This is a genomic window from Candidatus Pelagibacter sp. Uisw_127, assembly GCF_047722515.1.
In the GTDB taxonomy this organism is placed as follows: domain Bacteria; phylum Pseudomonadota; class Alphaproteobacteria; order Pelagibacterales; family Pelagibacteraceae; genus Pelagibacter.
Window position 1 is genome coordinate 74,247 of record NZ_CP159815.1, and the last position, 17,839, is coordinate 92,085.

Annotated in this window: 19 protein-coding genes and 2 tRNA genes; 11 read left to right on the top strand and 10 right to left on the bottom strand. The window is 30.1% G+C overall.

Annotated features, from left to right (window positions below; genetic code table 11):
• The first annotated feature begins 2 nt into the window (after positions 1-2).
• The 11 genes from infA (at position 3) to ABXT65_RS00420 (ending at position 8,367) form a co-directional block, all read left to right on the top strand.
• Positions 3-218 (top strand): translation initiation factor IF-1, encoded by a 216-nt coding sequence (gene infA / locus ABXT65_RS00370; RefSeq protein ID WP_006997427.1) that lies wholly within the window; start codon positions 3-5, stop codon positions 216-218.
• A 5-nt stretch (positions 219-223) separates the two neighbouring features.
• Positions 224-299, top strand: a tRNA-Phe gene (locus tag ABXT65_RS00375).
• A 192-nt stretch (positions 300-491) separates the two neighbouring features.
• Positions 492-566, top strand: a tRNA-His gene (locus ABXT65_RS00380).
• 5 nt (positions 567-571) lie between these two features.
• On the top strand, positions 572-1,969 hold the full coding sequence (gene hisS / locus ABXT65_RS00385) for a histidine--tRNA ligase (RefSeq protein ID WP_415323529.1): 1,398 nt from the start codon (positions 572-574) through the stop codon (positions 1,967-1,969).
• Positions 1,947-3,002 (top strand): ATP phosphoribosyltransferase regulatory subunit, encoded by a 1,056-nt coding sequence (locus ABXT65_RS00390; protein ID WP_415323530.1) that lies wholly within the window; start codon positions 1,947-1,949, stop codon positions 3,000-3,002. Before hisS ends, ABXT65_RS00390 begins: the two co-directional genes overlap by 23 nt.
• Positions 2,999-3,844, top strand: a complete 846-nt coding sequence (locus tag ABXT65_RS00395; protein WP_415323531.1) for a sulfotransferase domain-containing protein — start codon at positions 2,999-3,001, stop codon at positions 3,842-3,844. The genes ABXT65_RS00390 and ABXT65_RS00395 overlap by 4 nt, the downstream gene beginning before the upstream one ends.
• Complete coding sequence (gene hisG, locus ABXT65_RS00400) at positions 3,837-4,523, top strand: ATP phosphoribosyltransferase (protein WP_415323532.1); 687 nt, start codon at positions 3,837-3,839, stop codon at positions 4,521-4,523. Before ABXT65_RS00395 ends, hisG begins: the two co-directional genes overlap by 8 nt.
• A gap of 203 nt (positions 4,524-4,726) precedes the next feature.
• Positions 4,727-5,824, top strand: a complete 1,098-nt coding sequence (locus ABXT65_RS00405; RefSeq protein WP_415323533.1) for a DNA recombination protein RmuC — start codon at positions 4,727-4,729, stop codon at positions 5,822-5,824.
• Between the two features lie 36 nt (positions 5,825-5,860).
• Complete coding sequence (locus ABXT65_RS00410) at positions 5,861-6,547, top strand: hypothetical protein (RefSeq protein WP_415323534.1); 687 nt, start codon at positions 5,861-5,863, stop codon at positions 6,545-6,547.
• A gap of 1 nt (position 6,548) precedes the next feature.
• Positions 6,549-7,976 carry an exonuclease domain-containing protein gene (locus ABXT65_RS00415; RefSeq protein WP_415323535.1) on the top strand — a complete coding sequence of 476 codons (1,428 nt, stop codon included), beginning with the start codon at positions 6,549-6,551 and terminating at the stop codon, positions 7,974-7,976.
• Positions 7,977-8,049: 73 nt separating this feature from the next.
• Complete coding sequence (locus ABXT65_RS00420; RefSeq protein WP_415323536.1) at positions 8,050-8,367, top strand: thioredoxin family protein; 318 nt, start codon at positions 8,050-8,052, stop codon at positions 8,365-8,367.
• Here the strand turns inward: ABXT65_RS00420 and ABXT65_RS00425 are convergent.
• The 10 genes from ABXT65_RS00425 to aroA are packed head-to-tail and all read right to left on the bottom strand — an operon-like array spanning position 8,364 to position 17,836.
• The gene (locus tag ABXT65_RS00425; protein ID WP_415323537.1) at positions 8,364-9,632 is read right to left on the bottom strand and encodes a bifunctional folylpolyglutamate synthase/dihydrofolate synthase; all 1,269 of its coding nucleotides are present in this window, start codon (positions 9,630-9,632) and stop codon (positions 8,364-8,366) included. The genes ABXT65_RS00420 and ABXT65_RS00425 overlap by 4 nt on opposite strands.
• Complete coding sequence (locus ABXT65_RS00430; RefSeq protein ID WP_415323538.1) at positions 9,586-10,515, bottom strand: acetyl-CoA carboxylase carboxyltransferase subunit beta; 930 nt, start codon at positions 10,513-10,515, stop codon at positions 9,586-9,588. The genes ABXT65_RS00425 and ABXT65_RS00430 overlap by 47 nt, the downstream gene beginning before the upstream one ends.
• Positions 10,512-11,309 (bottom strand): tryptophan synthase subunit alpha, encoded by a 798-nt coding sequence (trpA, locus tag ABXT65_RS00435; RefSeq protein WP_415323539.1) that lies wholly within the window; start codon positions 11,307-11,309, stop codon positions 10,512-10,514. Before trpA ends, ABXT65_RS00430 begins: the two co-directional genes overlap by 4 nt.
• 1 nt (position 11,310) lies before the next feature.
• The gene (trpB, locus tag ABXT65_RS00440; RefSeq protein WP_415324218.1) at positions 11,311-12,543 is read right to left on the bottom strand and encodes a tryptophan synthase subunit beta; all 1,233 of its coding nucleotides are present in this window, start codon (positions 12,541-12,543) and stop codon (positions 11,311-11,313) included.
• Positions 12,533-13,156, bottom strand: a complete 624-nt coding sequence (locus ABXT65_RS00445) for a phosphoribosylanthranilate isomerase (protein ID WP_415323540.1) — start codon at positions 13,154-13,156, stop codon at positions 12,533-12,535. The genes trpB and ABXT65_RS00445 overlap by 11 nt, the downstream gene beginning before the upstream one ends.
• On the bottom strand, positions 13,157-13,831 hold the full coding sequence (gene pyrF / locus ABXT65_RS00450; protein WP_415323541.1) for an orotidine-5'-phosphate decarboxylase: 675 nt from the start codon (positions 13,829-13,831) through the stop codon (positions 13,157-13,159).
• Entirely contained in the window at positions 13,824-14,114 is a 291-nt protein-coding gene (locus ABXT65_RS00455) for an HU family DNA-binding protein (protein WP_415323542.1), read from the bottom strand. Before ABXT65_RS00455 ends, pyrF begins: the two co-directional genes overlap by 8 nt.
• Before the next feature lie 4 nt (positions 14,115-14,118).
• Entirely contained in the window at positions 14,119-15,849 is a 1,731-nt protein-coding gene (locus ABXT65_RS00460; protein ID WP_415323543.1) for a S1 RNA-binding domain-containing protein, read from the bottom strand.
• Complete coding sequence (locus tag ABXT65_RS00465; RefSeq protein ID WP_415323544.1) at positions 15,833-16,507, bottom strand: (d)CMP kinase; 675 nt, start codon at positions 16,505-16,507, stop codon at positions 15,833-15,835. Before ABXT65_RS00465 ends, ABXT65_RS00460 begins: the two co-directional genes overlap by 17 nt.
• Positions 16,508-16,513: 6 nt before the next feature.
• The gene (gene aroA, locus ABXT65_RS00470) at positions 16,514-17,836 is read right to left on the bottom strand and encodes a 3-phosphoshikimate 1-carboxyvinyltransferase (protein ID WP_415323545.1); all 1,323 of its coding nucleotides are present in this window, start codon (positions 17,834-17,836) and stop codon (positions 16,514-16,516) included.
• Positions 17,837-17,839: the final 3 nt, after the last annotated feature.

A 17,839-nucleotide genomic window follows, 5' to 3' on the forward strand; every position in this document is an offset into this window, starting at 1 on the left:
ATTTGTCAAAACAAGAAATGCTGTCGTTCTCAGGAATTGTTGAGGATCTACTTCCAAACGCAATGTTCAGAGTTAAATTAGAAAACGGCCATATTGTTACAGCGCATGCTGCTGGCAAATTACGTAAGAATAGAATTAGAGTACTTCAAGGTGATAAGGTTCAAGTAGAAATGACGCCTTACGATTTGACCAAAGGTCGTATCACTTTTAGAGGTTAATATGGGGCCCTGTAGCTCAGTTGGTAGAGCATCGGATTGAAAATCCGTGTGTCACTGGTTCGAGTCCAGTTGGGGCCACCACCATCACCCTAAAAAAAATCCAAATTATTATTGAATATTATTCGGAATTGTCTAAAAGATTGCCAATGATTATAAATATTACATATAGAAAAACTTTAAAAAGTACTCATAGAATTTGTTTCCATAGCCTATAGGCTATTTATTTATAATATAATTTTAAATCCACACAAAAATAATATAATAACAAGTAATGCCTGCGTAGTATAACGGTTAGTACGATAGTTTGTGGAACTATAGGATTTGGTTCGATTCCAAGCGCGGGTACCAAAAAAATGAATAAAGAAAATAAATTAATTCCTGGGTTACCCTCAGGATTTGAAGATCGATGGGGCAAGAAATTAATTATCAAGAAAAAGTTAATTAATATAATTGAAGCTAATTTTGTAAAATTTGGCTTTGGTGCTCTTGAAACTCCTTCATTTGAAATTTCTGAGAATATTGGATCATTTCTTGCAGATGACGATAGTAATCCTATGTCTGACGTATTCTCATTTAAGGATGGTGAAAAAAATATTACTCTTCGATATGATTTATCAAGCCCGCTAGCTAGATTTGTTGCACAAAATAATCAAGAATTACCACTACCTTATAAAAGATACCAAATGGGTGATGTGTGGAGAAACGAAAAAGCAGGCAATGCCCGTTACAGAAGCTTTTTACAATGTGATGCCGATATAGTTGGTAACGTTAACCCAGCCCAAGCAAATGCTGAACTTTGTAATTTAATTACAAGCACTCTTCTTGCTTGTGGTTTAAAAAAAGATCAGTTCGTTGTTAACATTAGCAATCGAAAAATTGTTCAAGGGTTAATTGAAGACCTTAAAATATCTGAAGAAAAAAAAATAAAGGTTATGAGGGCAATTGATAAATTAGATAAGCCTGGCTTCGGTTTAAGAGGAGTTGAAGATTTATTAAAAAAAGAGAGAGTAGATATCAGTGGAGCAGTTACTAAAGGTGCTGACTTAACTGATGATCAAGCTTCACTAATAATTAATTTCTTAAAAGTAAAAGATTTAAAAGAATTAAAAAACAATTTAAAAAATCCATTATCTCAAGAAGGAATTAAAGAGTTAGAGGATTTATTAGAAATTGCGAGTTACGGTGATTATCTAGACCAGATTAAAACTAATTTTACTATTGTTAGAGGACTCGCTTATTATGATGGTTTTTGTGTTGAAACAAATTTAAATTTCAAAGCAAAAAATAGTAAAGGTAAAGAAGTTGATATTGGAAGTATTTGTTCAGGCGGACAATACAATAAGCTAATCTCAAGATTTAAAGGTGTTGATATACCAGGAACTGGAATGAGTATTGGGGTGGATAGGTTACTTTTTGCTATGTTGCAACTTGATCAAATTGAAGCTGATGAAAAAAAACCAGTCCTTGTTTGTGTCATGAATGAAAAATATTTAAAAAATTATTATGAGATTTTAAAAATTTTAAGAGACAATAATATTAACTCTGAAATATTTTTAGATTATAAAAAAAACCTTGGCAAGCAGCTTACTTTTGCTAACAAAAAGCAATGTCCGGTGGCTGTTATTTGTGGTGAAAATGAATTTAAAGATAATACAATTACTTTAAAAAACCTTTTAGGCACTAAAGGTGAAAACAACCAAGTTACATTTTCAAAAGAAAACTTAATTAATGAAATCAAAAAATTTATCTGAAAAAATTCTTAAATCAGTAAAATCTAAAGGGTTTAAGTATATTGATTTACCTTCAGTAATTGAAGCTAACCATATTGTGCAAAGATCTGGGGAAAATTTTAGGAAATTTATTTTTTCATTCATTGATCAAAATGGCAGTGAGCTTTGTTTAAGACCTGATCTAACCATTGCATCTTGCTTGAGGTATTTAGAAAACAACCTTAAAGGTAAAGAAAAGATATTTTATAGCGGCCAGGCTTACAGAAAGTCTAATAATAAAAAAGATTCTATTATTAGAGACCAAGTAGGCTTTGAAATAATTGGCTCTAAAGATGAAAAAAATGATGACAAAGAAATTATTAATACTGCTTTAAAATCTTTATTAAATTTGAATTATTCAACGGGAACTTTGAAGATTGGAAATGTTGAGATTTTTAACCTTCTTATATCCAAGTTAGATATTCCAAAGCGTTGGAAACTAAGACTTTCAAGGCACTTTTGGAGAGAAGACTATTTTAACGATTTACTAAAAAGGTTAGAGACGAACTCTGATGTAGATCCAACAATCGTTGAAGTAGATAAAAAAAAATATTTAAAAATGCTAAAAGAGAATCAGCAAACTATTGTTGCAGCACGCTCTATAGAAGAAATTTTAAAGAGATTTAACAATAAAATTAAAGACCCAAGAAGAGCAAGCAAAGGTAAAAATATTTCAAAAATTATTAAAGAGTTTTTAAAGATTAATTGCCCAATTAACCAAGCTGCTGAAAAACTTAATGACTTCTTTAAAAAGAATAAGATTAACTTAGTTGTTGATCAAAAATATTTTCCAACCTCATTAAATAAAATTCAAAAATTAAATGTTCAATTTTCAGCCTCATTCGGCCGTCAGTTAGAGTATTACACGGGCATGGTTTTTAAAATTGATATTAAATTTAATTCTAAAAATATTAATATAATTAATGGTGGACGATATGACAAATTAATTTCAGATCTTGGATCAAAAAAACAAGTTCCTGCAGTAGGAGCGGCCTTAACGGTTAATTTTCAATGATTATTTGGCTGGCTTCATACCCCAAAAGTGGCAACACATGGCTAAGGTCTTTACTATCAACATACTTTTTTTCAAAAGATGGTAATTTTAAATTTGATTTATTAAAGCATATTGATCAATTTCCAAGCTATGATCATTTTAAAGATCATAAAGAAGAATTTTTAAATCCTACTGATACAGCTAAACACTGGCTCCAAGAGCAAAATAAGATTAATGCTGATAAGAAAATCAGATTCTTCAAAACACATAGTGCTTTATGTGCAATTGATGGTAATCGGTTTACAAATCCCCAAAATACATTAGGTGCTATATATATTATTAGAGACCCAAGAAATGTCATAACTTCATTAGCTCATCACTACCAGTTAAATTTGGAAGAGGCGTTTGAGTTTATGAAAACTGAAAAAAAAGCAATCATTCAAAAAAAAGCTAAGAGTTATGTTGGTTTTACAGCTTTATTTTCATGGACCTTTCATCAAAAAAGCTGGATTGATAATAAACTGTATCCTACCTTGGTAATTCGATACGAAGATTTACAAGATGAAACATTTAGCACTTTAAAAAAAGTAATAAAATTTATAAATATAACAACTAAATCAAATAAATTGTTCGATAGAGAAAAAGCAAAAAAATCTATTCAATCATGTAGTTTTGAAAAACTTAAAAAACTAGAAAATGATCAAGGTTTTGCTGAAGCAATAATTTCAAAAGATAAAAATAAAAAACTTAGTTTCTTTAATTTAGGAAAAAATAATGACTACAAAAAATTACTTGATATAGAATTAATAGATAGAATGAGTAGAGAATTTCAACAAGAAATTATAAAATATAAATATGACTAATTTAATCAATATAGGCATACCTAGTAAAGGTAGACTTAGAAAGGATATTTTAAAAATTTTTAAAAAAAATAAATTAAATTTAATATCTGAAAGAGGAGAAAGAGATCTATTAGGATCTATTAAAAACTTATCTAATGTTAAAATATTATATTTGCATGCAAGAGAGATAATAGAAAGACTTGGAGATGGATCGTTAGATCTTGGTTTTTCTGGCTATGATTTATTAAAAGAAAGTGAAATAAATATTCAAAACAAAATTAATGTAGTTAAAAAATATGGATTTGGTAAAGCAACGCTGGTAGTTGCTATTCCCGATCCTTGGATTGATGTTCAAACTGTTGCTGATTTAGAAGAAATTGCATTTCAGTTTAAAGACAAAAAGAAAAAACGTTTAAGAGTAGGAACAAAGTACCCAAATCTAACAAAAGAATTTTTATTCTCAAAAGGGGTTACACAGTTTAAATTAGTAAATAGCTTAGGCAGTACGGAGGTGATGCCATTCACTGGTAGTGCAGAAATTATAGTAGATATCACATCAACAGGTGAAACCATTAAAGCAAATAATCTTAGGGTGCTAAAAGATGGAGAGATTTTAAAGTCAGAGGCCTGTATGATGGTTTCAAAATCTTCTTTAAAAAATAGTTTGGTTAAAAAATTAGTTAAGCTACTTTTTAAGTAAAGTATCCTTAACGTAAATTAAAATAATCTTAACAATATCAAGGTTTCTAAGTACAGCATAAGCAGTAATAATAGCTCCGATAATCAATACTATTTTTAATATTAACAAAATTTCCACAGAAATACTTTTAAACTAATAGATATAGTTATCAACATCTGACTATATAGCTAAAAAATCATAAAATATGATATAAGGGAAGAATCATGGACACAGTTTTAATAATCACATTAGTCATGTTACTAGTAGCTACTTTAGCAATCCTTTATCTAAATTTAAAACCTAAGCCAAAAGATGGGAGTGAAAATAAAGAAGCTGAGGAGATAGCTAATTTAAAGACAGAAATTACTTCATTAAAAGATTCTTTAAATACCACCATCAACAACTCACTAGGTTCTATGTCGACTTCATTTAACTCTCTATCAACTGGAGTAACTAAAGACATGACAGCAGCCCTAACTAAAGTTGATGAAAAAGTAGGAAACTTTAATCAACAAGTAGAATTACTAAATAAGAGCCAAGAGGGGATAACTAAAATTTTAGCGGGAGTTAAAAAATATGGAACTCTTGCAGAATTTAGTTTGGATGCTCTAATTAAAGACTTATTACCTGCCTCACAATTCATGACAAACGTTAAAATGAAAGAGGATACAAGTGAAAATGTTGAATTTGCTATTAAACTTCAGGGTGATGTTTTAGTTCCAGTAGACTCACATTTTCCAGTAGAAAAATTTAAAGCAATAACAGATGCATATGATTCAGATGATAAAAAAGCTGTTGCAGATGCGAGAACCAAACTTGCTACTGCATTTAAAGCTAAAGCTAAAAGTGTTAATGAAAAATATATTGTTCCACCAAAAACTACAGACTTTGCAATAGTTTATGCACCAACTGAAAGTTTATATAAAGAGCTGACTGAATACCAAGATGCAAATACTAAAGAATTATTAACTCAAGAATTAATGAAAAAATATAAAATTGTAATTTGTGGTCCAAATACTCTTTCAGCCTACTTACAATCTCTACACATGGGCTTTCAATCTTTAAAAGTTCAAAAGGGTGCTACAGAAATTTATGACCATTTAAAAACAATTAGTACAAGATTTTCAAAACATTTTGACAATATTCTTATTCTTAGAAAAAAATTAGAAGAAGCTATGGGTGTTGTGGATACTTTTGGTAAAGATGCAAGATCAATAACAAGAACATTAGAAAATATAAAAGATCCTGAGCAAATTGAAAAAGCAGTTCAAACAGAAAATGTAGAAAAATTTGTAGATCACTCAAAACAAGCAAAAAATTAATTTCTTTTTTTTCTAAATAACGATTATAAAAACTATATGCAGTGGAATAATAAATTTACTTATCCAAAATCAATGAGATCAATGGTTAGTGGTTCAAGAATGTATGCTGTAAATCAACAAAAGCTTCCATCAGTTACATCAATTTTACAAGCAACACAAAGTGAAGAAAAAAAAGCATCCCTTGCAAACTGGAAAGCAAGAGTAGGAGCTGCTGAAGCAAATAGAATTAAAAATGATGCCTCAAGCAGAGGAACATCAATGCATGGCTTTCTAGAAAAATATTTATTAGGCCAGTTAAACTTAGAATTATTAGAAGTAGAAAATAAATCTAAAAAAATGGCTGATGAAATTATTGAGCAAGGAATTAAAGGAAAATTGTCAGAGATATGGGGAACGGAATCTTGTTTATATTACCCTGGAAAGTATGCTGGAACGTGCGATGCGGTGGGTGTCTATGAGGAGCAAGAAACCATTATAGATTTTAAACAATCCAATAAACCTAAAAAAGAAGAGTGGATTGAGGACTATTACCTTCAATTAGGGGCTTATTCATTAGCCCATAACGTTGTTCATAACTCAAACATCACCCAAGGAATTGTTTTACTTTGTACAGTAGATAATTTATTCCAAGACTTTAGAATTCAAGGATCAAAATTAGAAGAATATCAAAACAAGTTTTTAGAAAAAGTTGAACAATTTTATCACCAAAGGAATATGAACTAGTATGAATTTAGCAATATGGGATATAGAATCTAGCAGTGCGAACACTTCATGGGGAAGCATTATTGAAGTGGGTGGTGTTTTAGTTGACGCAAACTTTAAAGAATTAGACAGATTTAATTTTAGATGCAGACTACCTGAAGGTGAAGTGCCTCAGGCAATGGCTTTGATAGTTAATAAAACTAGTGTTGATTTATTAACGAAAGGAAACCTAAGCCACTATCAAATGCTAGCTCAGTTAGAAGCGATATTTAAAAAATGGAGCCCAGCAATATTCATGGGTTGGTCAAATATTGGTTTTGATGACGAGATGATAAGAAATGAATTTTTTAGAGGAATTAGATATCCTTATATTACAAATGCTACTCCAAATAAAAGACATGACGGATTAAACATTGCAAGAGGAGCTCATGCGGTTGATGAGAGTGTAGTAAAAACTGAAATAAATGCAAAAGGTAATGCGGTAATGAAGTTAGAATCGCTAGCTAGAATGAATGGATTTGAATCAAGTGGGGCTCACTCAGCTTTATTTGACGCAGAATTAACTGTTAAGGTTTTAGGTTTAATTAAAAAAAATCAACCTCAAACTTGGGATACATTTTTAAGAACAGCAAATAAAAGCGATACTGAAACAATCTTTAAAACAGAGAAAATGTTTACTCTTGCAGAATATCATTTTGGTAAAAATTATAGATTTGTAGTTGCGCCACTTCACCCCAAACATTGTATTCATCCAATTTATCAGTGGGGCCAAGCATTTGATCTTAAAATTGATCCAATCCCATTATTTGACATGTCAATTTCAGAACTTAAAAGCGCTATTAAAAAATTAAAGTTTTTAAGAACTATACGATCAAACAAAGCTCCTATAATTTTAGACGCAAGTTATGGATTACAAACTGAACCATATAGCAAGCTTGATCCTGATTTAATTAAAGAGCGTGCAAAATTAGTAAATAGTAATGAGAAATTTTCTCAAAACGTTTTAACAGCATTAAGAGAAACTGCTGAAGAAAAAGCACAATTTGATTCACAGGTAGACCTACTTGCTGAAGAGACTATTTATAAAAAATTTACTCCTCAAAAAGATACAGCTTTATTCCCAAAATGGCATGCAGCCTCTTGGAAGGATAAATTAATATTATTAGATAAATTTGAAGATGAGAGAATGGTAAGTTTTGGGAAAAAAATAATTTATCAAGAATCACCTGAAACATTGCCTACAGACATGTTTAAAGCTATAAAAAGAGGGATAGCTGAGAGAATATTGAGCGATGAAAAGGAAAAATGGTGGACATGTAAGGAGTTTTATTTTGAATGTGATAATCTAAGAGATAGATATACTAACGATAAAGATGAAAAAAAACTTAAGTTTTTAGATGAAATTAATGAGTTTGTTGAAGGAATACAGAAAAAATACGAACAAGTTTAATTCTCCTGTGAATTAATTAAAAAAAACCTTTTTTACATATTGAATAAATATAATAAGAATTTATATAAGAAACATGCTTATAGATTTTAAAGACGAACAATTTGAAACAAAAATTAAGAATGAAGAAGTATCAATTGTGCAGTTTTCTGCAGAATGGTGTGCCCCTTGTAAAGCATTGATTCCTGTAATGGAAAAGTTGTCCGATACCTATAAAGATAAAGCTAGTTTTTACTATGCAGACATTGAAAATGGTGGAATTAACACCGGTTCTGCTGCTGGTGTAAGAGGAGTTCCTACCGTTATAGTTTATAAAAAAGGTGTTGAAGTAGACAGAAAAGTAGGGGGTGTTGCAGAGAGCCACATGAAAGAATTTTTAGATAAGAATATCTAGTTTAAATTTAAAACTTCTCCTGCAAGATACAATGAACCAGTAATTAAAATTATATCATTTTCCTGAAGATCAATTGATCTAATCGCATTTTCAACTGAGTTTTGGTATTTTATATTTTTATAATTTTTAATTTTTTCTTTAAGTTCATTCCCATTAATAGCATTAGGTTGATTTGGAATATCAATTGTTGTTAAGGATTTAATATCTTTAAAGTAACCCATATACTTGTTGTGATCTTTGTTTGCCATCATTCCTAATATAATATGTTTTTTACAATTTAAACTTTGAAGATATTCATTTAATACTTTTGCGCCAAGCGGGTTATGAGACCCATCTATAAATAATAGATTATTCTTAACTAAATCTTTTAGTTTTCCAGATTTTAATTCTTGTAGTCGTGCAATACTTTCTATTTTAGTAATACCACTCTTAATATGTTTATCAGTTATCTTATAATCTGTTAGTTGTCTTGCAGTTGCAATCGCTGTAGAAATATTTTCTAATTGAAATTCACCAGGTAAATTTGGCTTTAGGAGTTTTAAACCTCCAAACTCATCTTCAAAATAGAAGAAATCATTTTCTTTTAAGGTGAAACTGTAATTTTTATTAAAGATTATTTTTTTAGAAGAATTATCTTTAATTGTATTTTCGATACTTTTGTTAATTTCATTCGAGCTTTGTTTCGCAACGATGATTTTAGAATTTAATAAAGTTGATGTTTTTTCAAATATAATTTTATCAACTGTTTGGTCTCCTTTTGGAAGCCAATCTAAATGATCAAGACCAATGACAGTCACAATGCTTGCCAAGTTTTTCTTTAAAATATTAGTCGCATCAAATCTGTGAAAAAGGCCAGACTCAATTAAGTTAATGTTTTCAGGGTATTTTTTAGCATAATGAAGGTAAGCAACAGTCAAAATTTCAAAGAAAGTAATTTGAGTCCCATTATTTGCTTCTTCTATTTCAGAGAAAAGATTGGCCAACTCATCATCTGTTAAGGGCTTGTTATTAAATACAAATCGCTCATTAATTTTTTGAATATGTGGGCTTGTATAGATATTGCACTTGTAATTTGCTTCTTTGAAAATTGCATAAAGAGCTTGGATGGTTGAAAATTTACCATTTGTCCCAACAACAGAAATACAATTAATTTTATCTTGAGGGTTACCCAATTTTTCTAAAAGATTTCTAGTTCGATCTAGACTTAGATCTATTTCCTTAGGATGCAGCTTTTGTAAGCGTTCTACTATCTTCTGAAGTTTCATTTTCTGATGAATTTATAGCAGAATTTTTGTTTAACAATATTGATAATAATGAACCTAATTTTTCTCTAAGGTCTTTTCTTTCAACAATTAAATCCACAAATCCTGTTTTTTCAACATATTCACTCCTTTGAAATCCATCAGGTAATTCCTCTCTAACAGTTCCTTGAATTACACGCGCTCCTGCAAAAGCTATCAGAGCACCAGGTTCTGCTAAATGAATATCACCAAGCATTGCATATGATGCCGTGATACCACCTGCAGTTGGATCCGTTAACACAACAATATAAGGAAGGTTATGCTTTTTAAGCTCATTAATTGCCAAAGTAGTTCTGGTCATTTGTGAAAGTGAAATTAATGATTCCATCATTCTCATTCCACCGCCTGAAGTGAAAACTATAAAAGGTTGTTCATTTTCGATGGCATGTTGAATTCCATATAAGAAAGCTTCACCTTCCGCTGCACCAATTGAGCCACCTACAAAATCAAAATCAGATGCAATAGCAGTAATCTTTACAGTTTGAATATTAGTATTGATCACCATCATTCCACAGTTCATACCTGTTTTTTTTCTAGCAGCTTTTAATCTATCTTTATAAGATTTAGAGTCACTCCAATTTAAAGGATCATCTTGAGGAATAGGAGTTTTTAAAACTTCATAATTATTTTTACCAAAAATAACATCAAATCTTTGACGAGGACTTATTCTGTGATGCTTATTGCAAGATGGGCAAACCCATAAATTATCTTTTAAATCTTTTTTTAAAATCGGACCTTTACAACAAGACGTCCAGTCACTATTAGCAATTTCTTCTTTGCTTGCACGTTTCTTAATTATTTTTTTTATTTTTTCACCGAAACGTAAAGTTTTTTGAATCCAATTCATGCAATTTTCTTTCTTAATCTTTTTACAATATTAGTCACATTTGTGACAGGATTTTGTCTCTTTTCGATTGATTTTGATATTTCCTTGCACAAAGCGCTCCCAACTACCAATCCATCAGCTTTTCTTAGTGATGCTATTGTCTTTTCAGTAATTCCAAACCCAATTACAATGTTTTTATTCCTATTTAGACTTTTAATTTTATTGTATCTCTCAAGAATTTTTTTAGGTGAAAGCTTTAGTTTCCCACCTGTCGTTGAGAGCATACTGATATAGTAGACCATATCATGAGAATCTCTAATAATTTTTTTCATTCTGTTTGGTGAGGTAGTAGGAGAGACCAATTGAACAAAGCTAATATCTTTCTTTTTACATTTTTTAGCAAAACCTTTGTTTTCTGGATAAGGTAAATCAACAACAATTAAACCATCAACACCAACTTTTTTACAAATATTGATAAAGTTATTATCACCATATTGATAAATCATATTATAGTAACCCATTAAAATTACTGGTTTGGCTTGTTTAGATTTTTTAAAATCTTTTACTATTGAAAAAACATCTTTTATTTTAATTCCATTTTTTAAAGCTCTATAAGCACTTGATTGAATTTGACCACCATCTGCAATTGGAGTGTTATGAGGAAAGCCTATCTCACAAATATCAGCATAGTTTGCAATTGATCTTAATATATCTAATGATTTTTTTTTACTATTGTCACCTGCAACTGTGTAAGTGAGTAAAGCAGGTCTTTTTTCATTTTTAGTTTTTTTAAATGCTAAGTTAATTAATGACATATTAGTTAATCTTCCCTAATCTTGCTTTTAAAATGTCGCGGTCTTTTTTAGCATCCCCACAAGAGTTTACTATAATGATTGTATCCTTGCTTAACTTAGGAGCAATTTTGATTGCTTCTGCAAAAGCATGACTTGGTTCTAAACTAGGGTTTATTTTTTCAAGTTTGGTTACAAGTTTGTAAGCATTTAAAGCATCCTCATCTGTTGCAGATGTATACCTTGCTCTCTTTGTATCTTTTAAAAAACAGTGAATAGGAGACACACCAGGGTAATCTAATCCAGCAGAAATAGAAGCAGTATCATTAATTTGTCCTTCACTGTTTTGACAAACATAAGCAGCAGCACCATGTAGTATTCCAAGTTTAGCACCACTTGTTAAAGGTGCAGCATGAAGTTTAGAATTTTTTGGCCCACCTGCTTCAACACCAATCAATTCTATTTGTTTTTTATCATAATCCATAAACTCACTCCAAAAACCGTAGGCTGAACTCCCGCCACCAACACAATTAATAAGTTTAACTTTTTGTGGAATTTTTTCAAATTCAGATTGAATTTGAAGTTTTAACTCTCTTGAAATTTGAGCTGTACTCCAACCACAAATTTTAACAAATATATTTGGACCTACTGTTGAACCAACGCACATATGAGTATTGTCACAATTTGAAACCCAATATCTCATACACTCACTCACAGCATCAACCAATGTTTGGCTCCCAGAATAAACGGGCACAACTTCAGCACCATTTTTTTTCATTGCATCAACATTTGGTCTTTGTCTTTTTATGTCTTTTGCACCCATGAATATTTTACACTCAAGACCAAATTTTTTAGCAGCCATACTTAACATTTTGCCAGCATAGCCAGCACCCGTATCACCTACGACATATTTTTTGCCTGCCTTTTTAGCAATAAGACAATGAACTGTTGCATTATATATTTTATGAGCACCACCGTTGGCCTCAGACACCATTTTGGCATATATTTGAGCACCTTTTAAATGCTCTGATAGGTTTTGAAGCTTTGCAAAAGAGGTTGGCGAACCTATATAGTTCTTAAAGTAATAATCTCTTTGTTTCAGAAATTTTTTGTCATATCTAAGCTTTTCAAATAAAATTGTTAAATCTTCAACAGGCTTTTTTAAGGTCTCAGGAATAAAATTACCACCAAACTTGCCACCCCAAAAACCACTTTTATCGTGCTGATCAATTAAAGGAATTTTTTTTTTAAGCTTCATCATTAATTTGTTTAATTTTGTTTAAAAAAATATTTATTTTTGAAATATCTTTTAATCCAGAAGTTTCTAGACCTCCAGAAATATCTACAATGTCTGCTATTTCTTTATAATTTTCAATATTATCTTCTATTTGAATATTTCCTGCCAGCATTAATTCCTTATTTATTTTAAGATTTTTAATTAATTGGTGATCAAAAGATATACTTTTTTCATAACCTTTACTGTCAAATAATATTATGTCTGCAAGGTTGTTATATTCCATATATTTTATAACATCACCTTGATCTTTGACAGTGATAGCAACAATAATTTTTCTATCATATTTTTCTATAATAACTTTTATCTCAGCTGGAGTGCAGTCATAAATTTGATAATAATCAAAGGGTAAATCTTTTATTTCTTCAAGAATATTTTGATCAGGCCGAACTAATACTGCAACATATTTTGAATTATTTTTATTTACTTTTAAAAGTTCTTTAAGTTGGTTGCGTTCAACAAATCTTTTAGATTTTGGGTAATTAACAATAAAACCAATATATTGAGGAGCATTAGGGTGTTCTATTAAATATCTTAATGTTTCAGAATCAGAGATTCCACAAATTTTTGACTTCATCTAATCTATGGACGAAAGAATATTTTTTATATTTTCTTTTGGATCACCTTTAGTGATAGGTCTGCCAATTATAAGGCAGTCACTGCCTTCCATAATTGCCTCATTAGCATTCATTGTTCTTTTTTGATCATCTTTTTTTTCTCCCATTCTTATCCCTGGAGTAAAACATTTAAGGTTTGGTGCAATTTTTTTAATCATTTTAGTTTCAAGTGGGCTACAAATCACACCGTGTAAGTTAGCCTCCATTGCAATTTTAATTAGTTTTTTAACCTGATCTTCAACTTTGTTATTAAACCCTAAGCTCTCCAAATCTTCATCACTAAAACTTGTTAAAATAGAAACACCTAATAAATTTAAATCAATTTCTTGCGCAGCTTGATTTGCTGCTTTAAGAGCATCTAATCCATTTAAGAGATGAACTGTTGCATAATTTACATTTAAATTTTTAAGCGATTTTACTGATTCAACTAACGTATTTTTAATATCAAAAAATTTTCCGTCATAAAAAATAGGTTTTTTAAACTTTGAAAGTTCTCTTATTTCTTCAGGTGTTCTTTGAGTGATATATTGTAGCCCAATTTTAATTCCTGAAATATCGTCATGAATTAATTCTAATAAATCTAATATTTCTTTTTGACTTGATACATCACAGGCTACGAAGATATTTTTATTCATGATTGTTTAATTTTTTAAACATTTCCTTAGCCATTTTAAAGTGAATTGTTTTTTTTTTGGGTGTATTTACTTTTTCTCCAGTTTTAGGGTTTCGAGATATTCTAGCTTTTTGAATATTTGTTGAAAACATACCAAAACCTCTCAATTCAACTCGATCTCCACGTTTTAGAGCTTGTTTAATTTCACTTAAAATTACAGATACAACTTTCTCAAGGTCTTTTTTGAGGAAATTCGGATATGATTTTTTGAGTTGGTTTAGAAGCTTTGATTTTACAATAGCCAATTTTTTATTCTTCTTCTTTTTTCTTTTTTTCTAAATCATCAGATAATGATGAAAAAGGTAAGTTTTTACCACTTGCTTCAGAACCATAAGTATCTAATGCTACTTTTCTTTCAATTTCTTCAAGCAATTTAATACTTAATGTAACTTTTCGTTTATCTAAATCTAATTCTTGAATTGCACAGTCAATCCTCTCACTACCAGTAAATCTTGCGGGTCTTGCGTCAGCTGCATTAATGGCTATTGCAGATTTTTTGATAATAAAGTCCATCTCACAACCCTCAGGTCTAACAACTAAACCCTTATTATCTGTTGAAATAATTTTAACAGTAATAGCTTGTTTAACTTTTTTATCGTTAAACCAATTAAACGGATCTGGCATTGTCTGTCTAAGTCCTACACGTACCTTCTGTTCTGCTGCTTTAACCTCTAATACTTTAACTTTTAACTTGTCACCAATTTTATGTTTAGCTAACTCCTCCTCTGGATTTGCAAGGTAAGTTAGGTCATTGCAATGTAAGAATGCATCAATATCTATTCCATCAATTTTTAAAAAGATAGAGTATTCGTTTTTACTAACAACTTCACCCTCGACCTCTGAATCAATTGGGTACTTCTTTTCAAATGTTTCAAATGGATTTTCTGTTGTTAAACGATGTGAGATCGCAACTCTTCTTTTCTCTTTATCAATTTCAGTGATAACACAATCAATCTCGTCACCAACTTTAAACATTTTTTTAGCTGATATATTTTTTTTAGTCCAGCTTAATTCACTCGAGTGCAGTAAAGTTGATAATCCTTTTTCTAGTTCACAAAATGCACCAAAATCCATTATTTTAACAACTTTAACTTTATAAATTTTATTTAGTTCGTAATTCGAAATATTTTCAAAAGGGTCTGGGGAAAGCTGCTTCACTGAACAACCTACCTGTAATTTTTCTTTATCTACTGTAATTACTAACAAGTCATGTTTTTCACCAATAGTAAAAACTTCGTCAGGGTGATTAACCCTTGAATAAGAAATTTCTTGAAGGTGGACTAATACATCAAGCTCACCATTAACACTAAAAAAACAACCAAATGAGCTGTATCCTTTTACTTCAGCTCCTTTAATTATGTCTCCAACTTTGAATTTTTCAACAATCTTAATTTTATCCTCTTTTTTAAATGACGAAATAATTTCTCTTCTAGAAACACAGGCGTTTCCTCTAACTTTATCTAGCTTAATAAGAGCAAACTTTTGTGGCTCGTTCATTAAGTGACTAATATCTTTTAATGGTTTGTCTGAAATTTGTGATCCTGGTAGAAACATTAAAGATCCAGTGTCGATATGCTCTACAATACAACCACCCTTTACACGTCCAGTAATTTTACCCATAATAGGTTCGTTCTTTTCATAAGCTTCAACTAGCTTATCCCAACCTTGAATTTTTTGTGCTTTAGAAGCTGAAACCAATACTTCACCTTTTTTATCTTCTAATCTTTCAAGAAGAACAGAAATGGTTTCACCTACTTTTGCTTTATCAAGCATGCCCATGCTCTTTAATTCATTAATGTCTAGGATTGGTTCTGATTTTAAACCCGGCACTTCAAGAAATACAAAGTTGTCAGTTACTTTATTTACCACACCTGTAATAATTTTTCCTTCTTCAAGGTTTGCAGTTTTTGTAAATTGAGAATTTAATAGTTGTTCGAATTCTTTTGAAGCAGCAGTTTCTAGGTTATTGTATATTTCCATTAAGAGTTAATTTTTTATCTATTATTTTTTTTATTTTTAAAAAGCATGATCTTTTAGATTCATTTTCAGAAGATATCAAGTATTGATCCTTTGTTCTTTTTAAAGGCGAAACCTTTCTATTATAGTCACTTTTATCACGTTTTTTTATGTTTTTTAGTACTTCATTGAGTGATATTTTTTTATTTAATCCTTTTAGCTCCTTATATCTTCTAAGTGCCCTGGTTTTAGCACTTGCGGTTATAAAAAATTTAAAATCGGCTTCTGGCATAATATTGTAAGTTATATCTCTCCCATCAATGATGGATCCCTTGTATTTTTTTGATGGATTGTAAGCACATTCCATTTGAAAGTTATGCGCTAGTTTTCTGATTTTTATATCTTTTGCGATTACTGAAGCCACACTTCCAACATCATCAGATAAAAGCCTTTTACTCTGTAGGTCAGACATTTTTAAAGCTTTCATTTTTTCTGAAACAAAAGCGTAGTTAAATTTTTTTGGATTTTTTATTTTTAAATAAGCCAGAAGACGATAAATTTTTCCAGAATCAAGATATAAAAGTTTATAATGTTTAGAGATTAGCTTTGCTTGTGTACCAGCTCCTGCAGCCGCAGGCGAATCAATTGCTACCTGTAAACATGTTTTTTTATAATTTTTCATATTAATTTATTTATTATTTATTTTTTTAATTATTTTTAGAAAAGAAGGAAATGAAGTATTTATAGAATCTTTGTCATAAATTTTCCATTGACCACCAAAAGTTAAAGCAGCAATTGTGCTCATCATGAAAATCCTATGATCTTTTAGATAATTTTTGATTATAATTGTCTTTGTCATATCTAAATTAGGTTGTCCATAAATCTTAATAGAGTTTTTTGTTAGTTCTGTTTTTATACTCATCATATTTAAAATTTTAGATCCCCAGTTTAACCTTGGACTTTCTTTCTGGTTTAACTCAGATAGATCTTTAAAATAAGAAATTCCTTTTGCTCTTGCTGCTACTAAAAAAATAACTAAAAATTCGTCTATAGCACTGCTGTTTAGTTCTGTTGGGCAATTTATAGCTTTTAGGTTATTTGAGCTTTTTATAAAAATGTTGGATATCTTTTCACCTCTGTAATTTCTTTTATTTTTTAATATAATTTTAGCGCCCATCTTTTTTAAAATGGTAATCACACCTGTTCTTGAAGGGTTAATGTTTACATCTTTAATCAAAAGTTTCGAATTGTTTGTAAGCGTTGTAAGTGCCATAAAAAATGCACTTGAGCTTATGTCTCCAGGAATTTGATAATTAAAAGCTTTAATTTTTTTTGGTTGCTTAATATCTATAAAGTCATATTTTTTATTTTTTTTAATTTTTATAGGTATTTTTAGATACTTAAAAAGTAATTCTGAATGGTTTCTTGATTTTTTTGCTTTAATAGATGTTGTTCCTGACGCATTAAGAGCTGCAAACATCACACTACTTTTACACTGGGCCGAACCTTTATTTTCTAAATACTTAATACCTTTTACAGACTGAGAGCCAAGAATTGATAGAGGTAGTTTATTCTTTGTCTTATAATAAAATTTAGCACCGAACCTCTCTAAAGGCAGGGTTACTCTTGAAAAATCTCTTTCAGATAAACTTTTATCACCAATTAACTTTATTTTTTTTGGTGACTTAATTAATAAACCTAATATCAGTCTTCCTAGCGTTCCAGAGTTTCTTGCGTCTATTTTCAAATTTTTTTTATATTTAAAACCATTAATTCCACCACCAAATATCTCACAATAGTTATTATGCATCTTTACTTTTATTCCTAGTTTTTTTATAGAATCTAGAGCCGCAAGAACATCTTCAGACATTAAGAGATTATAGGCTTTAGATGCTCCAGTTGCTTGAGATGCAAGTAAAACCCATCTAATACTTAGGCTTTTATCACCACTAACTTTTATCTCTTTATCAAAATCTTTAATTTTATTTTTTATGATTAGAACTTTTGACATCGA